This window comes from Nocardioides humilatus (genome assembly GCF_008373755.1).
GTDB lineage: Bacteria > Actinomycetota > Actinomycetes > Propionibacteriales > Nocardioidaceae > Nocardioides > Nocardioides humilatus.
On the sequence record NZ_VUJV01000001.1, the window covers coordinates 350,648 to 371,898 of the forward strand.

Sequence of the window (21,251 nt, forward strand, 5' to 3'; positions counted from 1 at the left end):
CGCGTGCTACTCGCCCAGATCGAGGGAGATGACGCCGTAGTCGTAGCCGCGGCGACGGTAGACGACCGCGGGACGCTCGCTCTCCTTGTCGACGTAGAGGTAGAAGTCGTGGCCGACCAGCTCCATCTCGTAGAGCGCCTGGTCCAGCGTCATCGGGCTCGCGGGGTGGGTCTTCTCGCGTACGACGAGGGGCCCGTCACCGGTCACCGTGATGGGACCGACCTGGCGCTCCTCGACGGTGTCCTCAGCCTCGGTCACGCTCGGAGCGGCGCCGACGCCGTCGACCGGGATGCCGGCCAGCGCCTGGCCGACCGAGACCGGCGCACGCCGGCCGCGGTGCACGCGGCGCCGGTCAGCGGCACGCCGCATCTGGGCCGCCATCTTGTCGAGCGCGAGGTCGAGCGCGGCCATCTTGTCGTCGGCCGCCGCCTCCGCCCGGATAACCGGGCCCTTCGAGAACGCCGTGAGCTCCACATGGACTGCGTGGTCGTGCTGGCGCGGGTTGGGTTCGGAATCGACCTCCACGTGCACGCGCATGATTCGATGATCGTGCTTCTCCAACCTCGCCAGCTTCTCGGTTGCGTGACCGCGGAAGCGATCCGAGATCTCGCAGTGCCGTCCGGTGACCACAACGTCCATCAGGACCTCCAAAAGGTTGGGGATGGGACTTGTATTCAGCTGTCCGCCCGGTCAGGGGCGGGGTTCAAGGGCGCTGCGCACCGTCCGCGACACGCTCGCGCAATGAAAGAGCTGGAATCCGCCCGGCCGACCTGGTCTTCGACCCCACACCCGCCTGCTGGGGCTTGGCAGCTTGGTGCCACGCGACCCTCTCCCGGTGGAAGACCATGTCTGATGGCCGTCCGGGGCAGGACTGACGACTAAGCCGCACCGTGCTCATCGACGCGAGCGTCGACTTACGTGGACCGTTTCGCCTGCGACTGGCTTCGGCTTGTCGTGGGGCGCCCGGAGTGACCCGCGGCGTCCCGACGACGCAACCACGGACCCGGGCGGACTCCATATTGAGACGTTACTCGGTGCCTGGTGGTCGGGAAAGGCTTGGGCGACTATTCGGGACTTTGTGACCTATCGCGTGCCTCCGGACGGTCGCGGCGACCGCCCCGACGGCGCTCACCGGGACCCCCGCGGCCTCCAGCGCACGCTGCGCCTCGCGTGCCGTGGCCCCTGTGGTGATGACGTCGTCGCAGACGACGACGTCGGCTCGTCGACCGGCCAGGCGGCGCGCGACCCCCGCGCGGATGGCCATCGATCCGGCCAGGTTGGCGTGCCGCTCATCGGCGTCGAGGCCGGCCTGGTCCGCGACACCCGAGCGCGTGCGGAGCAGGCGGGCCACCACCACGTCGCGGTCGGGCCGCAGCACTCGAGCAGCGCGTCGAGCCATCGCCAGCGTGGGGTCGTGGCCTCGCGCACGCACCGCGGCAGGACGCGAGGGCACGGGGACGAGGACCAGCGGCACCTCGGGGTCCACGGAGGCAGCGACGGACACGGCGAGGAGGTCCCCCAGCGGCCGGGTCAGGCCCAGGAGGCCACGTTCCTTGTGCCCGACCACCATCGCCTTCAGCGCACCCTCATAGGGACCCGTGGCGTACGGCGACGCGAGCCCCGACGGCGTCGGGCTCGGCCACGCGATCTCCGCTGCCAGAGGGAGGGCGGCCCGGCAGCCGGGACAGAGGACGCGCCCGGGCAGGCCGCAGACCACGCACGCCGACCCGAGCAGCAGGTCGGCACCGGCATCGACGAGCGCGGGGAGCAGCGGCACCCACCGATGCCACCACGACGAGCACACCTCCACCAAGGGAGGTCTCCTCGCCTGTGGAGGATCACCCGGCGTAGTCGAGCTCGCGCACCGGCGCCATCGTCGCCAACCGCTCGCCGGTGCGGATGTCGATCAACCAGTCGCGGGCGACGGCGTAGACGGGCGTGTCGGCGTACGGCTCGGACGCGAGGCCGGTCACCCGGCCCGTCACCATCGTCGCGAGCGTGTCGACGCCGACCGTGGCGCCGTCGGCGGAGACCGTCTCGACCCCGAAGAGCTCGCCGGGTCGGGCGGGCGTCAGCACCGCGACCTCGGCGACGCCGGTCCACGCGATGTCGATCGCGCGCTGCCCGTGGAGCGACCAGATCACGGTCGACTCGACCACTTGGCCGACCCGACCGTTGATGGCGAGAGCGATCCGCGCAGCGACCATCCGGTCCCCGTGAGGCCCCGTCACCAGCGCCACCAGGCGGGTGCCGTCGCGGGACACGAGGATGCGCCGGGCGTCCTGACCGGTCACCCCCTCGACCTCGATCTCGCGCACCTTCGTCCCGTGGACGACCATCACGCGCGCACCGTCGGGCCCGCGTTCGAGCAGCCACAGCCGTCCCGACGCGTCCCAGGTCGGCCGCGTGAACTCCTCGCCGATCGCGAGCGTCGTGACCTCGGCTCCGGGGTCGCCGCGGACGGCCCGCAACGGCCCGATCACCACCTGCTGCAGGTCCGTGGTCACCCCGGCGACGAGGTCGCCCTTGGGTGCGACGGCAACCGTCGCAAGGTCGCGTGACTCCCATCCGAAGGGGCCGTCGACGGGCCGGAGGTCGCCCAGGTCGCCGACCACGAGCCGTCCGCGCCGCAGGCCGTAGAGCACTCCGGTGGAGGCCGTGTCGCTGGGATCGAACGCGTCGGCGGAGCCGACGTCGTAGAGGGCGGCGTGACCGGGAAGCTCGACCTCCTCGCCGCCGATCGACAGGCGCAGCGCGGTGATCGACGGCTCCTGGCGCAGGGTGGCCGCGAGCTGCGCGAGCATCCGCGACGCCTGGTCGGACCTGATCTGGGGCGCGTCGCCACCGAGGTCGAGGCTGGCCACGCCGTCGAGGACGGGCACCGAAAGGCCGACGGTGAGCCGCGGGGGCACGTAGGTCGTGACGATGTCGCGCAGCCTTCGCGGCGGGCCCGCCAGCAGCGCCGACACGAGGCTGGTGGCGAAGGTCCGGCCGACGGGCACGAAGACCGGTTCGGGCACGAGGACCTGGGCCGTGGGGTCGAAGAAGTAGAGCGACGCCTGCCGGTAGCGCTGCTGGAACCACGAGCTGCGTACGACGAGCGCGTCGGTCGGGTCGATGATGCGGAACTCGCCGTCCTCGATGGTCAGCTGGAATTCCAGCTCGCTGCGGTCCGGCGGCAGCGTCGACTCCCAGCCTCCGCTCTCGTCGAGGAGCGCCGCGTCGCGCAGCCGGATCCGCACCGTGCCGCCGTCCTCGCGGGGCGCGGCCAGGTCGTTGTAGATGATCGTCGACTCGGGGGCCCACTCCTCGGCGGCGTCGTCGGTGAGGTATTCCTTCGCGACGCTCGTCGAGATCGGCCAGGCCATCATCGCCTCGAGGAACCCGTTGACGATCTCGAGCCGTGAGTCGCCCGGCTGGGGCGGGCGGGCATCGATCGACGACGCGCGGTCGGCATCACGCTCCCCCGCCACATCGGCGTTGACGACCGGCCCGTCGTCGGGCAGGCCGACGCAGCCAGCGAGCAGCGCGGCCGCCACCAGCCCGAGCCCCAGTCGGAGGAGCATCGGTCGCCGGCGGCTCATGAGGTCACCCCCTGCCTCGGCTCGCGACCCGCGTCGGCCTCGGCAGGGAGCTCGTCGGGCGCCTCGGGGGCCGGGGCACCGGCGTCGACCGGGGCGAGCGGCAGCGGGCTGTGGCGCAGCGGCGTGCCGACACGGCGCGGCAGCGTCAACCGGAACTGGGCGCCCTCCCGCGGGCGTCCCCAGGCCTGGAGCCAGCCGCCGTGCAGGTGGGCGTCCTCCAGCGAGATCGCCAGACCGAGCCCGGTGCCGCCGCTGCTGCGTGCGCGCGCCGGGTCGGAGCGCCAGAACCGGTTGAAGACCATTGCCGACTCCCCCGGGGCCAGCCCGACACCCCGGTCGCGGACGGTGACCGCAGCGGCGTGCTCGTCCGCAGCCATGCGTACGACGATCGGCCGGTCGGTGTCGTCGGGGAACGCGTGGTCGATCGCATTGGTGACCAGGTTGCGCAGGATCCGCTCGACCCGGCGAGCGTCAGCCTGCGCGCGGACCGGCTTGTCGGGCTGCTCGACGACCACCAGGACTCCGCGCTGGTCGGCGAGCGGCCGGGCGAAGTCGACGACCCGGTGGGCGACGTCGAGGAGGTTGATGTCATCCACGTCGAGGACGGCGGCGCCCGCGTCGAAACGGCTGATCTCGAGGAGGTCGACCAGGAGCGTCTCGAAGCGGTCGAGCTCGGCCTGCAGCAGCTCTGCTGCGCGAGCCGTGACGGGGTCGAAGTCGCGGCGCGCGTCGTGGAGGACGTCGCCGGCCATCCGGACGGTGGTCAGCGGGGTCCGGAGCTCGTGGGAGACGTCGGAGACGAACCGGCGCTGGACCCAGCTCAGCTCCTCGAGCTGGCGGATCTGGCGCTGCAGGTTGGAGGCCATCTGGTTGAACGAGGAGGCCAGCCGGGCGAGGTCGTCCTCACCGGTCACCAGCAGCCGCTCCTGCAGGCGACCGGCGGCCAGCCGCTCGGCGACGCGTCGTGCCATCCGCACCGGCGTGACGACTTGTCGCGTCACGAGCCAGGTGATGCCGGCGACGAGGACGAGGAGCAGTCCCGCGGCGGTGAGGAGTGCCCGCGTCACGAGCCCGAGGGTCTCCTCCTCCTCGGTCAGCGGGAAGAGGAAGTAGATGGTGTAGGTCTGCGCGTCGGCCGGCAGTCGCACCTGTGAACCCACCACGATGCCCGGCTCGCGCTCGGTCGATCCGTCGGGCAGGGTGCGGACGATCTCGGTGTAGGTCCATGCGGTGGAGCGGTTGACGCCGTCGAAGTGCCGCTCGAGGCTCCCCGGCACGCTCTCGATCTCGAGTCCGCTGGTGCGCTGCGCGCCGCCGTCGGCCAGGTCGGCCGGGCTCCCCTCGGGCCCGCCGAGCACGACGCCGTAGCCCCGGCTCTCCCCGCCCTCGATGATCGGGTCGATCAGGTCGGCGCGCTGCTGGCTGGCGTTGACCTCGTTGCCGGGCGCCCGCGAGAGCCGGTCGCGGGTGTCGGCCACCTCGGCCTCGACCTCGCCGACGACGATGTCGACCCGGTGGCGGAGCAGTCCGTCACGCGTCTGCTGGAGGAGCAGCCAGCCGACGGCACTGATCACGATCGCCGACAGCAGCAGCGTGCTGACGACGACGCGGGCCTGGATCGAGCGGCGCCAGAACGTGAGGGCCCGCCGGAGACCGGTGGGCAGCGTGATTCGACCGACCCGCACCACGAACTAACTGCCGGCCTTGTAACCGACCCCACGCACGGTGAGCACGATCTCCGGGTGCTCGGGGTCGTGCTCGACCTTCGAGCGGAGCCGCTGGACGTGCACGTTGACGAGCCGGGTGTCCGCGGCGTGGTGGTAGCCCCACACCTCCTCCAGGAGGACTTGGCGGGTGAAGACCTGCCACGGGCGGCGGGCCAGGCACAGCAGGAGGTCGAACTCCAGCGGGGTCAGCGGGATCTCGGTGCTGCCGCGCGTGACGCTGTGGCCGGCGACGTCGATGGTGAGGTCCTTGAGCGTCAGCGTCTCGGACACGACGGTGTCGGTCCGCCGCACGCGCGCCCGGATGCGGGCGATCAGCTCCTTGGGCTTGAACGGCTTGACGACGTAGTCGTCGGCACCGGACTCGAGCCCGACGACCACGTCGACCGTGTCGCCCTTGGCCGTGAGCATGACGATCGGCACGCCGGACTCGGCGCGGATCTCCTTGCAGACGTCGATGCCGTCACGCCCCGGCAGCATCACGTCGAGCAGGACGACGTCGGGTCGGTAGTCGCGAAACGCGCTCAGCGCGGCGTCGCCGCGCGAGCAGACCTGGCTGTCGAAGCCCTCCTGGCGCAGCACGATGCTGAGCATCTCCGCGAGTGGTGCGTCGTCGTCGACGACGAGCACGCGACCTTTTGTCGCGTACGACGACGCAGCCCCCGAAGTGTTCACAACGGCAATGTTATGCACGACACAGCACGAACCCCCGCACCCGGGCAGGGTGCGGGGGTTCTCAGCAGTGCTGGGTGGTGCTCAGTACCGGTAGTGCTCGGGCTTGTAGGGGCCCGCCACGTCGACACCGATGTAGGCGGCCTGCTCCTTGGTCAGCTCGGTGAGCTCGACGCCGATGGCGTCGAGGTGCAGCCGGGCGACCTCCTCGTCGAGGTGCTTGGGCAGGACGTAGACACCGATCGGGTATTCGTCGGTCTTGGTGAAGATCTCGATCTGCGCCAGCACCTGGTTGGTGAAGGAGTTGGACATCACGAACGACGGGTGGCCGGTCGCGTTGCCGAGGTTCAGGAGACGACCCTCGGACAGCACGATGATCTTCTTGCCATCCTCGAAGATCCACTGGTGGACCTGGGGCTTGATCTCGTCCTTGACGATGCCCGGGATCTGGGCGAGGCCGGCCATGTCGATCTCGTTGTCGAAGTGACCGATGTTGCCGACGATCGCCTGGTGCTTCATCTTCTCGAAGTGCTCGACACGGATGATGTCGAAGTTGCCCGTCGTGGTGATGAAGATGTCGGCGGTCTCGACGACCGACTCGAGGCGCTTGACCTCGAAGCCGTCCATCGCGGCCTGGAGCGCGCAGATCGGGTCGATCTCGGTGATGACGACGCGGGCACCCTGGCCACGCAGCGACTCCGCCGAGCCCTTGCCCACGTCGCCGTAGCCGCAGACGACCGCGGTCTTGCCGGCGATCATGACGTCGGTGCCACGGTTGATGCCGTCGATGAGCGAGTGGCGGCAGCCGTACTTGTTGTCGAACTTCGACTTGGTGACCGAGTCGTTGACGTTGATCGCCGGGAAGAGCAGCGAGCCCTCCTTGAACCGCTCGTAGAGGCGGTGGACACCCGTGGTGGTCTCCTCGGTGACACCGAGGATGCCGCCGGCGATGGTGGTCCAGCGGGTGGAGTCGTTGGCGACGGAGCGCGCGAGGACCCGGAGGACCTCCTTGTACTCCTCGTTGTCGGTGCTGTCCTGCGACGGCACGACACCGGCCTTCTCGAACTCCAGGCCCAGGTGGACCAGCATGGTGATGTCGCCACCGTCGTCGAGGAGGACGTTGGGACCGATCTTGTTGCCGTCGGCGTCGGTGAAGTCGAAGACCTTCTCGGCCTCGTCCCAGTACTCGGCGAGGGTCTCGCCCTTCCACGCGAAGACCGGGGTGCCGGCCGGGGCGTCGACCGTGCCCTCGGGGCCGACGACGACCGCCGCAGCGGCGTGGTCCTGGGTGGAGAAGATGTTGCAGGTGGCCCAGCGGACGTCGGCACCGAGCGCGACGAGCGTCTCGATGAGCACGGCGGTCTGGATGGTCATGTGCAGGGAGCCAGCAACGCGGGCGCCCTTGAGCGGCTGGGCGGCGCCGTAACGCGAGCGCATCGCCATCAGGCCCGGCATCTCGTGCTGGGCGAGCTCGATCTCCTTGCGGCCGTAAGCGGCCAGGCTCAGGTCAGCAACCTTGTAGTCCATGAAAAAGCTCTTCCTCGGTGACTTTCGGAGGCTGTCTCTGCGGCGCATCTGCGCTATGTCGGGATCTCCCGCACAGGACTGTGGCCCACCTTACAAGCGCGTCCCGACCCGCACGGAATCCCGGTCGAACTCAGGACCAGGGTCCCGGTGACCGGACTCAGTGCGCGGCGGCCTCGGTGTCGTGGTCGCCGATGGGCAGCAGGTGGACGATGACGACCACCACGGCGCCGACGACCAGGCCGATCACGGCGGAGATCGCGGTGTTGACGCACCAGCCGACCAAGCCCTCGAGCACCCCGACCGCGTGGGCGACGTCGTGCTCGATGTCGTGGACCCACTCGTACGGCGCGTCCCAGATGCCGGCCTCGTGGATGTTGACGAGGAGGATGTGGCCGCCGACCCAGAGCATGGCGATGGTGCCGACGAAAGCGATCACGGCGAGCAGGCGCGGCATCGCGGCGACCAGGCCGCGCCCGACCCGCTGCGCCAGCGCGGAGCTGCGGGAAGCGAGCGCGAGGCCGGCGTCGTCCATCTTCACGATGAGCGCGACCACGCCATAGACGGCGACCGTGATGACCACGGCGACGACGAGCAGGATGGCGAGCTGCGCCCAGAAGCCCTCGTCGGCGACCTCGTCGAGCGCGATCACCATGATCTCCGCGGACAGGATCAGGTCGGTGCGGACCGCCCCGGCGACCATCTTCTTCTCCGCGTCGGGACCGTGCTCGACGCTCGGGGTCGGGAGGTCTCCGACGTGGTCGTCGTGGTGGGAGATCCGCTCCCAGACCTTCTCGGCGCCCTCGAACGCGAGGTAGGTGCCGCCGAGCATCAAGATGATCGGCAACGCGTCGGGCAGCAGCGCGTTGAGCAGCAGGGCGGCCGGCAGGATGACCAGCAGTTTGTTGCGGATCGAGCCGATCGCGATGCGCTTGATGATGGGCAGCTCCCGCTCCGCGGCGATGCCCTGGACGTACTGCGGCGTCACGGCGGTGTCGTCGACGACGACACCCGCGGCCTTGGTGGTCGCCCGACCCGCGGCAGCACCGACGTCGTCGACGGATGCGGCAGCGAGCTTGGCGATCGCCGCGACATCGTCGAGGAGGCCGAAGAGGCCCGCGCTCATCGGGTGGCGGCCGTGGCCGTCGAGAACTCCATGGCGGGAAGGCTACCGGGGGTCGGTGCGGTCGACTGAGCCACCGCCGCCTCGAGAGTCAGGTCCACCGCGTCGTTGACCCGCTGCTCGGCGCGGCCGAACGGGTCGACGAGGACCAGGAGCCGGCGCCGTACGGGCGGCGCGGCGAGGGTCAGCGCGAGCAGTACGCCGCCGGCGGCGGTGACGAGGGGCGCCAGCAGCCCGTGCTCGGCCGCCCAGTCGGGGTAGCCGCCGTAGGCCAGGCCGCGGACGACGAAGCCGTGGCACAGGTAGACGACGAGGGTGGCCGAACCCATGTGGGCGAACCAGCCGCCGGACCGCGGCACGAGCGCGAGGAACGCCGCTCCCCCGACCAGGCCGACAGCGAGCAGGGACAGGCGGATCGCCGTACCGCGGGCGTCGGTGACGCCGAGGTCGGCGTAGGGGGTGGAGTAGTAGAGCCAGTCGCTGTCGGCGAGGGGGCCGGCCAGACCGGTGAGGACCCAGAGGGCGCCGAACACGCCGACGGTCCCCCAACGCACCGCGACCCCGCGCAGCACCTCGAGCCGTTCCGGTGTCGTGTGGAGGCCAAGCACGAAGAACGGCAGCATGCCGGCGGCCCGAGTGAGGTCGAAGTACTCCGACGTCTCACCGCTGATCGTCGCGGACGCCACGCTCACGCCCACGGCGAGCGCGATCGCGGAGGCGAAGGGCAGGGACCGGAAGAGCGGGGTGAGGAGCCGCCAGGCGATCAACGCCGTCAGGAACCACAACGGCCAGTGCGGGTCGGCGAAGAGGTCCTGGAGCTGCTCGCCGCCGAACCACTCACGGAAGAACGCCATCAGGCACTCGAAGACGACGTAGGGCACGGCGACGGTGCGGACGAGGTTCCACAGCCGATCAGGCGTGAAGTCGAACGCCTTCGACAGGTAGCCCGTCACGAACACGAACGCCGGCATGTGCCACGCGTAGAGGAAGTCGTAGAGGTGCCCCACGACGCCGTCGGACGGCAACAACGCCCACAAGTGGCCGACCACGACCAGCGTGACCAGCGCCATCTTGGCGTTGTCGAGCCACGGATCCCGAGAAGTGCGACTGCTCATCGCACCGGTCGGTACCCCGATCCTCGAAAAGAACCCGATCAGGTCAGGGTGAGAGATCTCCCACGGCCGCCACGGTGGCGCTCGTGCAGTCCTCACCGGCAGGCACGTCGACCGGCCGCCCGGTGGAGGGCGACGGGTAGCCGATCAGGATGCCGCCCGCACACGCACCCGAAGCGTCCTTGACCGCGAAGGCCAGGTAGAGGGGGTTGGTCGCCGAGGGGAGGTCCTTGTCGTCGACCGTGTAGATCGTGAATCCGCTGACGCCGCTCGCGGGAGCCTCGATCTGGTCCCCCTCGATGCCGTTGACGGGCAGGAGGTCCGGGAACGCCGCGACCCACGACTCGACGATGCCGTAGGAGCCGGACGACGCGAACACGTCAGGGTCCACGTTGGCAGCACCGATCGACAGGAGGTCGTCGCGCCACGCGGCCGCGTCGGTCACGGACGTGCCGTCGATGTACGGCGCGTCGACCGGGGTCTGCGTCGAGGTCGGGGACTCCGGAGCCGTCGGGGTGGGTGTCGGGGTCGGCGTCTCCTCGGCGAGCCCGAGGTCGACCAGGACCGTCTGGAGGGCCGCGTCCGCCGCCACGTAGGCGTCAGTGGCGGGGACGTTGGCCTCGGTGAACGCTTCGTCGGTCGTGACCGCACCGAGGATGTCGAACTTCGCGATCGCGGTGCCGATCGCGGTGAGCAGCGCGTTGACGTCGGCGGTGAGGTCGGCCGGCATGGCGATCTCCCGGATCGCAGCGTCGAAGTCGTAGTAGGCCGTCCGGACCGCGCGCACGGCGGCGGTGCGGTCCTCGAGGGTCGCCGCGTCGCCGGCCGACAGCGCCGTGCCGGCCTCGAAATCGGCCTGGAAGGTCGTGTGCGCGGCCGAGAAGGCGGCGGCAGCGGTCGCGAGGTCAGCCTCGGACGGGGTGTCGGAGACCGTCGGCTTGTCGTCGCTCTTGTCGGAGTCCGAGCCGCCGCCGCACCCTGCGGTGAGGACGAGGAGCGCGGCGCTGACGGCAGCGATCGCAGGGACGCGGTGGCCACGAGCACGTCGGGTCTGAGCAAGAAGCATGGCGAGGAGCATGGCAGCCGGCGAGGCGGGCGCGCAGGGAAACTCGGGAGACCGTGCCCGCTCAGTCGTCGACGAGCCCCAGCCGGAGGTACTCGGCGGCATAGGTGCCGTCGAGGAGCAACGACGCGTAGCGCGCGACCTCGCCCTCAGCCTCGGTGGTGACCTCCACGACGCGTACGTCGTGCGCCCGGGCCGCGCTGTCGAGGCGGCCGCGCTGCTCGCGGATCACGGGGTCGTCGGCGCCGTCGTCGAGCACCAGCAGGACCGGGCGCCGCTCGCTGCCGCCCTCGGCGTAGGGGTCGGCGAACACGTTGCGGGGCTTCGCGGCCTCGATCACCGGCAGCAGGTGCTCGGCGTCGCCGGCCAGCGCCGTGCGGCCCGACGTACGGCGGATCGACTCGGCCACGCGCCGCGCCGCTCGTGCCGCGAGGACCGACCCGCCCCAGACGACGGGCGATGCGTCGGCGAGCGCGATCGCCAGCATCTTCGCCGGGTTGATCGAGATGTCGCGCTGCGGCGAGCTGTCGATCGCGACCTCGTCGAGGGCCTCTGCGACGGCGTCGGGGTCCGACGTCGGACCCAGCGCGACCTGGTGGAGGAAGGACAGCATCACGACGGCGGTGGCGAGCTGGTCACCCATGCTGGTCGGAAGGATCGTGCTCCACCGGCCGGCGGCGTGCTCGGCCACCATCGATGCGGGCGGGCAGGCGACGACCACCTGGCAGCCGCGTCGGGCGGCCTCGGCGACCGCGGACGCCGTGCCGGTGTCGGAGCCGTCCGGCGCGAGGACGACGACCAGGTCGAGGCTGCCGGCCCACCCGGGCAGGCCGGCCGACGGCCAGGCCACGAACGGCACCGGGCACCACGGCTCGAGGACGGCGCGGAGCAGTCGGGAGTCGGGACCGGCCGCGATGACGGCCCGCGGTCGCGCGTCGGAGGCACGACCGACGGCCTCGGCGATCGCGTCGGCGGCGGCACCCGCCTCGCGGCGGATCCGGGCGCCGGACTCAGCCAGCGTGCGCAGGCGAAGATCGGCGCTGCCGAGCGCGATCTCGTCGTCGAGGCGGGACTCGTCGAACCAGGTCATCGCTCTGTGCTCACGGCTCTGTGCTCACGGCTCTGGGCTCACCCGATCAGCGGGTGGACCGGGCCTCGTCGACGAGCAGCACCGGGATGCCGTCGCGGACGGGGTAGGCGAGACCGCACCCCTGGCAGACCAGCTCGGCCTGGGCACCCTCGGTGAGCTCGAGCGCACCGTGGCAGGCAGGGCAGACGATGATCGCGAGGAGCTCCGGCGACACACCGGCGCCGGCGCTCATCGCCCGCCCCTGATCGTCGCGAGCACCTCGTCGCGGATGGCGGTCATGGTGGCCACGTCCTTCCCCTCGGCGTTGAGCCGCAGGAGCGGCTCGGTGTTGGAGGCGCGCACGTTGAACGCCCAGTCGTTCGAGGCGACACTGAGACCGTCGAGGTGGTCGACCTCGATGTCGTCGCGGCCGCCGTACTGCGCCTCGAGCGCAGCGAGCACGGCCCCCTGGTCAGCGACCTCGGAGTTGATCTCGCCGCTCATCGGGTAGCGCTCGTAGTCCGCGAGCAGCTCGGAGAGCGGCTGGTCGGTCCCGGCGAGCGCCGCGAGCGCGTGGAGCGCGGCGAGCATCCCCGAGTCGGCCCGCCAGAAGTCGCGGAAGTAGAAGTGACCGCTGTGCTCGCCGCCGAAGACGGCGTCGGTCTCGGCCATCGTCGCCTTGATGTAGGAGTGGCCGACGCGGGTGCGCACCGGCTTGCCGCCGAGCTCCGCGACGATCTCGGGGACGGCCCGGCTGGTGATCAGGTTGTGGATCACCGTCGCGCCGGGCTCCTTCGCGAGCTCGCGGGCGGCGATCAGCGCGGTCAGCGTCGAGGGCGAGACCGCCCTCCCCAGCTCGTCGACGAGGAAGCAGCGGTCGGCGTCGCCGTCGAAGGCCAGACCGATGTCGGCCTTCTCGGCGAGGACCCGCTGCTGGAGGTCGACCAGGTTGGCCTCGTCGATCGGGTTGGCCTCGTGGTTGGGGAAGGTGCCGTCGAGCTCGAAGTACATCGGGATCAGGTCGACCTGGTCGGCGAGCCGGTCGAACACGGCCGGCGCGGTGTGGCCGGCCATGCCGTTGCCCGCATCGACGACGACCTTGAGTCGGCGACCCTCGACCGGTGCGAGGGAGAGCAGGTGGGCGGCGTATGCGTGCAGCACGTCGTGGCTGGAGATCGAGCCCTGTCGCGTCGAGGCCGCCGGCGGCGTGGCGTCGAGGGCCGCGTCACGGATCTCGGCGAGACCGCTCTCCAGGCCGACCGGCTGCGCGTGCGAGCGGCACATCTTGATGCCGTTGTACTGCGCCGGGTTGTGGCTCGCCGTGAACATCGCACCCGGCAGGCCGAGGTGCCCGGAGGCGAAGTAGAGCTGGTCGGTCGAAGCCAGGCCGATCATCGTGACGTCGGCACCGGCCGAGGTCGCGCCGTCAGCGAAAGCCCCGGCGAGACCGGGCGAGCTGGGCCGCATGTCGTAGCCGATGACCATCGAGGTGACGCCCAGGACCTGGACGTAGGCCTTTCCGGTCGCACGGGCCAGGTCCTCGTCGAGCTGGTCGGGGACGGTGCCGCGGACGTCGTACGCCTTGAAGACCGCGTTGACGTTGTCCGGCGAGATCGTCGACATGGGCGCAACCCTAGGGCACGGGTCGTGCCCTCATAAGAGGTGCCCTCAGCAACCAGATCAGTCGTTGGTGAGGACCCGGAGGTGACCCCGGCGAGCGACTTCGCGGCCGGTCTCCTGGGCGGGGGCCGAGACGGTGCGCACCGGGCGCGCGGCCTCACGGACTGCGTCGGCGAGCGCGAGCAGATCGTCCTCGGTCGGCGGCGGGAGCGCCTGGTCGAGCGAGAGCCGCAGCACCTCCCAGCCGCGCGGCGCGGACAGGCGCTCGCTGTGCACGGCACACAGGTCGTAGGCGTGCGGCTCGGCGTAGGTCGCCAGCGGTCCGAGGACGGCCGTCTGGTCGGCGTAGACATAGGTGAGCGTCGCGACCGCAGGGCGGGCGCAGGCGGTGCGCGAACAGCGCCGGGCGAGACTCACGCCGCAGACGCTACCCCCTGATCAGCAGGACGCCGGATAGGCTCGCGGCTCGTGGAGGACTCCCCCGTACGACGTTCCCGGCGCGATCGCCGCGGCCGGGGGCTCCGCGGCCCGGGCGCTCTGGGCCACGTGGGTTTCGGCCGCCCGCCGCGGCCGCGCACGAGTGGCGAGTCGTTCGACCGCCTCGTCCTCGACGTGGTGACCGACATCGACGCCCGCTGGTCGGACCGGCTCGGGCTCGTCGAGTACGTCGTCGAGGACATCCCGCAACTCCCCGACGACTGGGACCCGGGCTCGGTGCCGCTCTCCTCGCTCGTGCGCGGGACGGGCACCACCCCGAGCCGCCTGGTGATCTTCCGGCGACCGCTCGAGCACCGCGCCGCCGATCGCACGGACCTCGAGGCGATGGTGCTGACCGTCGTCGTCGAGCAGGTGGCCGAGCTGCTCGGCATCGAGCCGTCCGACGTCGACCCGCGCTATCCCGAAGACTGATTCCTACTCGGGCCGGACGACCGGCACCTGGGCGTCGACCTCGGCCGGGTGGACCCGCAGCACGCCGACCCGGTCGCCGGTGAGCTCGATCGCGGCGGCGACGACCGTGTTGGACGCCTGCACCGTCACGGCGACGACGGCGTCGGGGAGCTTGACGCTGACGCCGCGGTCGGCGCCGATCTCGACCCGCTTGCCGTCGACGAGCACCTTGCCCTGCGCGTCGGTCGCGGTGATCCGCACGCTGCCGGGGCCACTGGCGCCGGCGAGCACGAGCAGCTTGGGCCCGGCCGGGACGATCGTCGTCTCGGGCTCGTCCTCGGCGATCGGCACCACCGGCGCGATCAGGCCGAGGTCCTCGCCGAGCAGCCGCACGGACGTGACGACAGGCTGGGCCGCCACGACCTCGAGCCCGAGCGCACCCTCCCGGGCGGCCTTGGTGAGCACCTGGGACAGGAGCACTTGGCGGACCGATCCGGGCGGCACGACGACGTCGTCGAGACCCGCCGGCGTGAAGACCGCGGAGTCGGACACCACGCGGACGGTGGCCCTGACCTCGCTGTCGCCCGGGTTGAAGATGTTGACCTCGCCCCTGCCGTCGGCCGGCACGCCGAGCAGGAGGTTGTCGACCGAGGGCTCGGCCTGCGCAGGCAGGAAGTCGATGCGGGGCGTGCCCCGGCCGAGCGGGTCGTAGGTGTGGCGCACCGTGGTGACGACCCGGCCTCGCACGACCGTCACGTGGGCCGCGAGGGTGCCCCGTCGCGGCGTGACCTGCGAGAGGTCGAGCCGGACGACCCCGTTGCCCGGCACCTGGATGCCGTGGAGCTCCTCCTCTTCGACCAGACCGTGCCGGCCGTAGAGGGCGATCTCGACGACCGCGGGCCCGCCGTCGGGGTTGACCAGCTCGATCGTCGACGACTGCTTCGCGGCCGCGCCGATGCCGACGTACCACTCGTCGAAGGCCGGTGCCCGACACTCGGCCGCCGCGCGCGCCTCACCGGTGCGCCCCGCGACCAGACCCGGCGCTGCTGCGTCCTTCCCGCGGACGACGACGTCGCCATCGGTGGCGATCGTCGTCAGCCGGCCCGACTTCACGTCCACCGACCGACGCTCGCCCAGGCTGCGCGCCGCACCGTCGGCCACGCGTACGGCGACCTGCCCGCCGCGCATGTCGGGCACCCGGGTGACCAGCACGTCGCCGGCGGTCGAGCTCCCCGACGCCGCGCAGACGAGCGAGGCGTCGGTCAGCCGTGCCGATGAGGGGGGCGAGTCGGGGTAGGGAGCCGGGTCGTCGCCGTCGACCACCGCGAGGCTGCCCGCGACGCCGAGCGGCAGCAGCACGCCGAGCACGACGAGGACGTCGAGCTTGCGCGCCTGGACGAGGCCGCGTCGGCCGGGAGCCGTGGTGCCGGCCCGGTCGGCCCGGCGTCCGCCCGTCGGGTCGGTGGGCTGCTGGTCGTCGGTCATGACCGGCCCTTTCGCAGCGGCGGAAGCGCCAGCACGGCGACCAGCGGAAACGCCACCGCCTGCAGCACGAGGAGCAGGATGCGGAACCAGGAGCGGTGCCCCTCTACCGACTCCGGCGACGGGGACTCCAGCACCTGCCACGCACGGGTCGCCCGGTCCTCGGCGCTCGCGCGCACCAGGCCCTCGGTCGCATCGAGCCGGGTCGCGATCTGACCGTCGGCGGGCGCGGGCTGGACGACGTACTTGATGCCGCGACGCGTCAGCTCGGCCACAGCCTCGTCGGACGGCGCCGTGGCCAGGTCGGCGACCATGTCGGTCGCGCTCCGGTCCTCGCCGGTCAATGCGGCGATCTCGTCCTCGCCGACGGTCGGGCCGTCGCCGCGCTCGACCTCGTAGGTCACGCCATGGCCGACGGTGCCGCGCACGACGAGGATGCCGTTCTCCGGCGCGTCCTGCGCGTCCTGCGACATGTAGACAGGGATCCCGCTGTCGGGCCGATCCTCGAGCTCGTCGCCGCCCCAGCCGGAGAACCACACCAGCCCGACGATCGGCACAGCCACCGCGGCGAGGCCCACGACCGCGGTCGCGCCCTGCGCGAGGCGGGGCAGCACCACCGGTGACGGCGATCGCTCGGTGAGCGCGAGCCCGCCCAGCACGGCGGCGGTGATCCAGCTGCCGTGGATGAGGAGGAGCACGGGACCCAGACCCGGCTGCTGCGTCGCCGCTCCCGCGAGGTCGACGGTGAAGAGGCCGAGGGGCACCGCCACGACGGCGGCGACCGTGGCCACCAGCCAGCACAGCACGACCCCGATCCGTGTTGGGCGCGGGATGATCGAGAGCAGCGCCACCACCGGCAGGGCCAGCCCCAGCCACCACGGCGCGCCGAGGTCGCCGAACCGCCCGACGAGAAGCTCGAGTCCGTCGGTCGACGCCGTCGGCCAGCGACCGATGTCGAGGAAGAACCCGCCACCCGCGCCGTGCGCGAGGGCCGGCAGCCACCACGGGGCGAGGAGGACCAGCGGCACCACCAACGCGGTGGCCGGTGGGCCCCAGACGTCGCGGTCGCGGACCGCGCCGCGGACGACGAGGGCGGAGGTCGCGACGACCACGGCACCCAGCACGACGAACAGCCACCACGTCACCGGCGCGAAGGCGGTCAACACGGTCAGGAGCAGGCCGACGCGCCAGGCTGCGCGCCAACGGCGCGACGCCTCGGGTTCGGCGAAGCCGAGCGCGGCGTGCGCGAGCCACGGCAGCACGGCCGATGCGACGACCACGCCCCACTGCCCCGTGCCCCACGCACCAGCGACCAGGGGCACGAGCGCATAGCTCACCGATCCCCAGAGGAGCAGCCACCGCGGGGCGCCGTACCGGCTGATCAGGCGGCCAACGACCCGCAGGAATCGCCAGGAGCCCCACAGCGCGATCGGCGCAGCGAGCACGAGGAGCAAGGACATCGTCCACTCCGTGCCGAGGACCGAGGCGAGGGCGGCGAGCAGCAGGACGTACGGCGGCGCCGGCACCGCCGAGCCGAAGCCGATCGGGTGCCAGCTCTCGTAGTGCAGGCGCCACCAGTCACCCGCGCCGTCCGGGACCGGCGACAACGAACCGCCGCTGACGGCGGTGAACGCGTCGCGAGCACCGATCATGAACGCGATCGCCGTGATGCCGAGCGCGACGGCGACCGGATCGGTCAGGAAGCGGGCGAGCAGCCCGGTGTCGACGAAGTCCTCCTCGTCGTTGGCGTTGTGGCGCGCGACGGGCGGCGACGGGTCGCGCTCGGCCGCCGCGATCCGGCGACGCTCGGCGACGTCGGCGGCCTGGTTGCCGGCGGCCGCCGCGAGGTCGGTGACGAAGTCGAGGCCGTGCCGGTAGGGCAGCCACCACGGCGCGAGGAGACGACGGAGGCGCTCGTGGTCAGGTGGTCCGGTCTGGCGCTCGCGGCGCTGCCGGCGAGCGGCGAGCAGCGGACCGGGCCGGCCGTAGACGGAGACCACTGCAGCCAGCTCGTCGAGGGCCTCGCCCACCGAGCGGACCACGAGGAAGCCGAGCATGCGGAGCACCGAGCCGAGGGCCAGCCGCAGCGCCTGGAAGGGCAGGGCGGCCGACCGGCAGTTGGCCAGCAGGGTGAAGAGCGCCGCGCGGCGCTCCTGGTAGTGCGTGTGCCGGCCGGTGAGGGACGTGCGCCGGACGCCGCGGTGCGCCGCCTCGGCGTGGAAGACGACGGCCTGAGGGACGATGACGGTCGCGTGGCCAGCGGCCGCCGCGCGCCAGCCGAGGTCGACGTCGTTGCCGAACATGGGCAGGTGCTCGTCGTAGCCGCCGAGCTCCTCATAGGTCGCCCGCTTCGCGAGCATCCCCGCACTGTTGACCGCGAGCACCTCGCGGACCTGGTCGTGCTGACCTTGGTCGTACTCGCCGCGCTCGAGGCCGGTCTCGCGTCGGCCGGTCCCGCTGATGGTCACGCCGAGCTCGAGCAGTCGCTTGAGCGAGGGCCACTCGCGCAGCTTGGGACCGAAGAAGGAGGCGTCGGGCCGGACGAACGCGGCGGCGAGGAGCTCCTCCAGCGCGGTCGGCGCCGGGTTGCTGTCGTCGTGGAGCAGCCAGACCCACTCGGTCTCGATGCCGTGCTCGCGCAGTCGGGCCAGCGCCAGGCTCACGGCCTGGGGGAAGGAGGTCCCGCTGCTCTCGCGGAGCACCGCGACCGGGATGCCAGCCGCGTCGAGCGTGCTCTCGATCAGGTCGGCGCTGCCGTCCTTGCTGCCGGTGTCGACAGCCACGACGCCCGCCACCGGCGAGGTCTGCGACCGGATCCCGTCGAGCACAGCCGGGAGCCACGACGCACCGTCGTGGCTGACGAGCACCACCGAGACGTCGGACACGGTCGGGAGACTACCGACGCGTCACCGCCCGGCGGGCATCGTCGACCGCCCGCGGACGGGCGGACACGACCCTTCAGACTGCTCTCTTCTTCAGCTTGCGCCGCTCACGCTCGGACAATCCGCCCCAGATGCCGAACCGCTCATCCTTCATGAGCGCGGCTTCCAAGCATTCGACCCGGACCTCGCAGGTCTGGCAGACCTTTTTGGCCTCCCGCGTTGACCCGCCCTTCTCCGGGAAGAACGCCTCGGGGTCGGTCTGCGCGCACAAAGCGCGCTCCTGCCACCCCAGGTCCTCGGTGTCCACATCCTCGACCAGGAAGAGTTCTCTCACCGTTCCGCCCCTAACCCCAATAGGTACTGCGACCCCCACTGTGCCGTTAACGACACTGGTGGAATTACATGCATGTCATACACGGGGAGTCAAGCCCGAATCTGCTATACGCAGTCCGTTATCACGCCGCGGTCGCGCCCCCGCGCCCGGGCGTTGCGGCCCGACCGGGCAGAGTTGACCCCATGAAGAAGCTGACGGTGCTGTCGGGCGGGATGGGTGGAGCGAAGTTCCTGCAGGGCCTCCTCCACGGGATCACGACCGGCGCGCTGCCCGGTGTCGACGCCGACGCGGAGGTCACCGTCGTCGCCAACACCGCCGACGACTGGTGGATCCACGGGCTCAAGGTCTGCCCCGATCTCGACACCGTGATGTACACGCTCGGCGACGGCATCGACCCCGAGCGGGGCTGGGGCCGGCGCGAGGAGACCTGGAGCGCGAAGGAGGAGCTGGCCGCCTACGGCGTCGAGCCCACCTGGTTCGGCCTGGGCGACCGCGACATCGCCACCCACCTGGTGCGCACCCAGCTCCTCGACGCGGGCTACCCGCTGTCCCAGGTCACCGAGGCCCTCTGCAAGCGCTGGCTCGCACCGGTCTGGGGCGACCGGGTCCGACTGCTGCCGATGACCGACGCGCGCGTCGAGACCCACGTGGCCGTGCCGGACCCGGAGTCGCCGAGCGGTCGGCGGGTCGTGCACTTCCAGGAGTACTGGGTCCGGCTGCGGGCCGAGGTCGCCGCCGAGACGATCGTCGTCGTCGGCCTCGACGACTCCTCCCCCGCCCCGGGCGTGCTCGACGCCATCAACGGCGCCGACCTGGTCCTGCTGCCGCCGTCCAACCCCGTCGTGTCGGTCGGCACGATCCTCGGCGTCCCGGGTGTCCGCGACGCACTGCGGACCACGGCCGCGCCGGTCGTCGGGCTCTCCCCCATCGTCGGCGGCAGCCACGTGCGCGGCATGGCCGAGCAGCTCCTCGCGACGATCGGCGTCGAGGTGAGCGCCTCCGGCGTCGGGCGCCACTACGGTGCGCGCAGTGCCGGGGGCGTCCTCGACGGCTGGTTGGTCGACGAGCGCGACGCGGGCGAGGTCGCCGCTGTCCAGGACGCCGGCATCCGCTGCGCAGCGGTGCCGCTGATGATGACCGACCACGACGCCACGGCGGCGATGGCCGCGGCCGCCATCGAGCTCGTCGGCTGATGCCCACCCTGACCGTCACCGCACCGGACGGCGTGGCCGAGGTCGGCGCCGGCGCCGACCTCGCCGACCTGCTGCTCCCCCACGTCGAGCTCGACGACGGCGACATCGTGGTCGTGACCAGCAAGGTCGTCAGCAAGGCCGAGGGTCGCGTCGTCGAGGGCGACCGCGAGGACTGGATCACCGCTGAGACGGTGCGGCTGGTCGCACGCCGCGGCCCCACCCGCATCGTGCGCAACCGGCTGGGGCTGACGATGGCCGCGGCCGGCGTCGACGCCTCCAACGTGACGCGCGGTGCCGTCGTACTCCTGCCGGAGGATCCGGACGCCTCGGCCGCGCGCCTGCGCGCCGTCATCGCCGAACGCACCGGCCGCAACGTCGGCGTGATCGTGACCGACACCGCCGGACGCGCCTGGCGCGAGGGACAGACCGACATTGCGATCGGCGCAGCCGGTCTCCTCGTCCTGGAGTCGTTCGAGGGCCGGGTCGACGCCCACGGCAACGAGCTCGCGGTCACCGCGCCGGCCGTGGCCGACGAGATCGCCTCGGTCGCGGAGCTGGCGCAGGGCAAGCTCGGCGGCCGTCCCTTCGCGGTCGTCCGCGGCCGCGCCGACCTGGTGCTCCCGGCGGGCGACGACGGCACCGGCTCGAAGGCGCTGATCCGCGAGGACGGAGCCGACATGTTCGGCTACGGCGCCCGCGAGGCCGTGGTCCGTGCGCTGGTCGCGGCGCCTGGCGACGATGCGCCCTTCGGCGCTCCGGTCACTGCCGAGGAGTTTCTGGATCTGCTCACGACCTGCGGTGTGCCCGCTAGGGTCGACGGCGCGACGGTCCGCTGCGGAAGCGAGCACGAGGGGCGAGCCACGATCCTGGGGTTCGCCCACGGCTGGAGCGCCCAGCGCGACCCCGGGGGCGTCGATCTCCGGTTCCACAGGACCACTCCGTAGACTCACCGCGATCCAGCCCACACGACACGAGGTAAGC

The 21,251-nt window shown here is 71.8% G+C and carries 19 protein-coding genes; 3 read left to right on the forward strand and 16 right to left on the reverse strand.

Going from position 1 to position 21,251, the window contains the following annotated elements; all coding sequences use genetic code 11:
• Positions 1–6 precede the first annotated feature (6 nt).
• The 13 genes from hpf to F0U44_RS01635 all read right to left on the reverse strand — a co-directional run bounded on the left by hpf (position 7) and on the right by F0U44_RS01635 (position 13,908).
• Positions 7–639 (reverse strand): ribosome hibernation-promoting factor, HPF/YfiA family, encoded by a 633-nt coding sequence (gene hpf, locus F0U44_RS01575; protein WP_149726506.1) that lies wholly within the window; start codon positions 637–639, stop codon positions 7–9.
• A 388-nt stretch (positions 640–1,027) separates the two neighbouring features.
• The gene (locus F0U44_RS01580) at positions 1,028–1,777 is read right to left on the reverse strand and encodes a ComF family protein (RefSeq protein WP_188113265.1); all 750 of its coding nucleotides are present in this window, start codon (positions 1,775–1,777) and stop codon (positions 1,028–1,030) included.
• 61 nt (positions 1,778–1,838) lie between these two features.
• Positions 1,839–3,584: an LpqB family beta-propeller domain-containing protein gene (locus tag F0U44_RS01585; RefSeq protein WP_149726507.1), complete on the reverse strand. Its 1,746-nt coding sequence runs from the start codon at positions 3,582–3,584 to the stop codon at positions 1,839–1,841.
• Positions 3,581–5,269 (reverse strand): MtrAB system histidine kinase MtrB, encoded by a 1,689-nt coding sequence (gene mtrB, locus F0U44_RS01590; protein ID WP_246160228.1) that lies wholly within the window; start codon positions 5,267–5,269, stop codon positions 3,581–3,583. The genes F0U44_RS01585 and mtrB overlap by 4 nt, the downstream gene beginning before the upstream one ends.
• Positions 5,270–5,275: 6 nt before the next feature.
• Complete coding sequence (gene mtrA / locus F0U44_RS01595) at positions 5,276–5,983, reverse strand: MtrAB system response regulator MtrA (protein WP_281292613.1); 708 nt, start codon at positions 5,981–5,983, stop codon at positions 5,276–5,278.
• 81 nt (positions 5,984–6,064) lie between these two features.
• Positions 6,065–7,507: an adenosylhomocysteinase gene (gene ahcY / locus F0U44_RS01600; protein ID WP_149726508.1), complete on the reverse strand. Its 1,443-nt coding sequence runs from the start codon at positions 7,505–7,507 to the stop codon at positions 6,065–6,067.
• A gap of 157 nt (positions 7,508–7,664) precedes the next feature.
• Positions 7,665–8,630, reverse strand: a complete 966-nt coding sequence (locus F0U44_RS01605) for a DUF808 domain-containing protein (RefSeq protein ID WP_149726509.1) — start codon at positions 8,628–8,630, stop codon at positions 7,665–7,667.
• On the reverse strand, positions 8,627–9,742 hold the full coding sequence (locus tag F0U44_RS01610) for an acyltransferase family protein (RefSeq protein WP_149726510.1): 1,116 nt from the start codon (positions 9,740–9,742) through the stop codon (positions 8,627–8,629). The genes F0U44_RS01605 and F0U44_RS01610 overlap by 4 nt, the downstream gene beginning before the upstream one ends.
• A gap of 43 nt (positions 9,743–9,785) precedes the next feature.
• Complete coding sequence (locus F0U44_RS01615) at positions 9,786–10,805, reverse strand: hypothetical protein (protein WP_149726511.1); 1,020 nt, start codon at positions 10,803–10,805, stop codon at positions 9,786–9,788.
• A gap of 61 nt (positions 10,806–10,866) precedes the next feature.
• Positions 10,867–11,892, reverse strand: a complete 1,026-nt coding sequence (locus F0U44_RS01620; RefSeq protein WP_149726512.1) for an SIS domain-containing protein — start codon at positions 11,890–11,892, stop codon at positions 10,867–10,869.
• Positions 11,893–11,938: 46 nt separating this feature from the next.
• Positions 11,939–12,124, reverse strand: a complete 186-nt coding sequence (locus F0U44_RS01625) for a Trm112 family protein (RefSeq protein WP_149726513.1) — start codon at positions 12,122–12,124, stop codon at positions 11,939–11,941.
• Complete coding sequence (locus tag F0U44_RS01630) at positions 12,121–13,494, reverse strand: phosphomannomutase/phosphoglucomutase (protein WP_149726514.1); 1,374 nt, start codon at positions 13,492–13,494, stop codon at positions 12,121–12,123. The genes F0U44_RS01625 and F0U44_RS01630 overlap by 4 nt, the downstream gene beginning before the upstream one ends.
• Before the next feature lie 57 nt (positions 13,495–13,551).
• On the reverse strand, positions 13,552–13,908 hold the full coding sequence (locus tag F0U44_RS01635; protein ID WP_149726515.1) for a DUF3499 domain-containing protein: 357 nt from the start codon (positions 13,906–13,908) through the stop codon (positions 13,552–13,554).
• Between the two features lie 51 nt (positions 13,909–13,959).
• On the opposite strand from F0U44_RS01635, the gene F0U44_RS01640 reads away from it, so the two are divergent.
• Complete coding sequence (locus F0U44_RS01640) at positions 13,960–14,400, forward strand: metallopeptidase family protein (RefSeq protein ID WP_188113266.1); 441 nt, start codon at positions 13,960–13,962, stop codon at positions 14,398–14,400.
• A gap of 3 nt (positions 14,401–14,403) precedes the next feature.
• Here F0U44_RS01640 and F0U44_RS01645 read toward each other — a convergent pair whose 3' ends face one another.
• The 3 genes from F0U44_RS01645 to F0U44_RS01655 all read right to left on the reverse strand — a co-directional run bounded on the left by F0U44_RS01645 (position 14,404) and on the right by F0U44_RS01655 (position 19,077).
• Positions 14,404–15,864 (reverse strand): DUF5719 family protein, encoded by a 1,461-nt coding sequence (locus F0U44_RS01645; RefSeq protein WP_149726517.1) that lies wholly within the window; start codon positions 15,862–15,864, stop codon positions 14,404–14,406.
• Positions 15,861–18,746, reverse strand: a complete 2,886-nt coding sequence (locus tag F0U44_RS01650) for a glycosyltransferase (protein WP_149726518.1) — start codon at positions 18,744–18,746, stop codon at positions 15,861–15,863. Before F0U44_RS01650 ends, F0U44_RS01645 begins: the two co-directional genes overlap by 4 nt.
• A 73-nt stretch (positions 18,747–18,819) precedes the next feature.
• Positions 18,820–19,077: a WhiB family transcriptional regulator gene (locus tag F0U44_RS01655; protein WP_149726519.1), complete on the reverse strand. Its 258-nt coding sequence runs from the start codon at positions 19,075–19,077 to the stop codon at positions 18,820–18,822.
• 182 nt (positions 19,078–19,259) lie between these two features.
• Here F0U44_RS01655 and cofD point away from each other — a divergent pair, with 182 nt between their 5' ends.
• Together cofD and cofE are read left to right on the forward strand one after the other, a co-directional pair.
• On the forward strand, positions 19,260–20,270 hold the full coding sequence (cofD, locus tag F0U44_RS01660) for a 2-phospho-L-lactate transferase (protein ID WP_149726520.1): 1,011 nt from the start codon (positions 19,260–19,262) through the stop codon (positions 20,268–20,270).
• Positions 20,270–21,214, forward strand: coding sequence for a coenzyme F420-0:L-glutamate ligase (cofE, locus tag F0U44_RS01665; protein WP_149726521.1), 945 nt, complete (start codon positions 20,270–20,272; stop codon positions 21,212–21,214). Before cofD ends, cofE begins: the two co-directional genes overlap by 1 nt.
• Positions 21,215–21,251 lie beyond the last annotated feature (37 nt).

Bases quoted from the DNA above. Each gene is read 5' to 3' on its own strand.
- hpf (WP_149726506.1), bottom strand. From the start codon at position 639: ATGGACGTTGTGGTCACCGGACGGCACTGCGAGATCTCGGATCGCTTC.
- F0U44_RS01585 (WP_149726507.1), bottom strand. From the start codon at position 3,584: ATGAGCCGCCGGCGACCGATGCTCCTCCGACTGGGGCTCGGGCTGGTG.
- ahcY (WP_149726508.1), bottom strand. From the start codon at position 7,507: ATGGACTACAAGGTTGCTGACCTGAGCCTGGCCGCTTACGGCCGCAAG.
- F0U44_RS01605 (WP_149726509.1), bottom strand. From the start codon at position 8,630: ATGAGCGCGGGCCTCTTCGGCCTCCTCGACGATGTCGCGGCGATCGCC.
- F0U44_RS01610 (WP_149726510.1), bottom strand. From the start codon at position 9,742: ATGAGCAGTCGCACTTCTCGGGATCCGTGGCTCGACAACGCCAAGATG.
- F0U44_RS01615 (WP_149726511.1), bottom strand. From the start codon at position 10,805: ATGCTTCTTGCTCAGACCCGACGTGCTCGTGGCCACCGCGTCCCTGCG.
- F0U44_RS01620 (WP_149726512.1), bottom strand. From the start codon at position 11,892: ATGACCTGGTTCGACGAGTCCCGCCTCGACGACGAGATCGCGCTCGGC.
- F0U44_RS01625 (WP_149726513.1), bottom strand. From the start codon at position 12,124: ATGAGCGCCGGCGCCGGTGTGTCGCCGGAGCTCCTCGCGATCATCGTC.
- F0U44_RS01630 (WP_149726514.1), bottom strand. From the start codon at position 13,494: ATGTCGACGATCTCGCCGGACAACGTCAACGCGGTCTTCAAGGCGTAC.
- F0U44_RS01645 (WP_149726517.1), bottom strand. From the start codon at position 15,864: ATGACCGACGACCAGCAGCCCACCGACCCGACGGGCGGACGCCGGGCC.
- cofD (WP_149726520.1), top strand. From the start codon at position 19,260: ATGAAGAAGCTGACGGTGCTGTCGGGCGGGATGGGTGGAGCGAAGTTC.
- cofE (WP_149726521.1), top strand. From the start codon at position 20,270: ATGCCCACCCTGACCGTCACCGCACCGGACGGCGTGGCCGAGGTCGGC.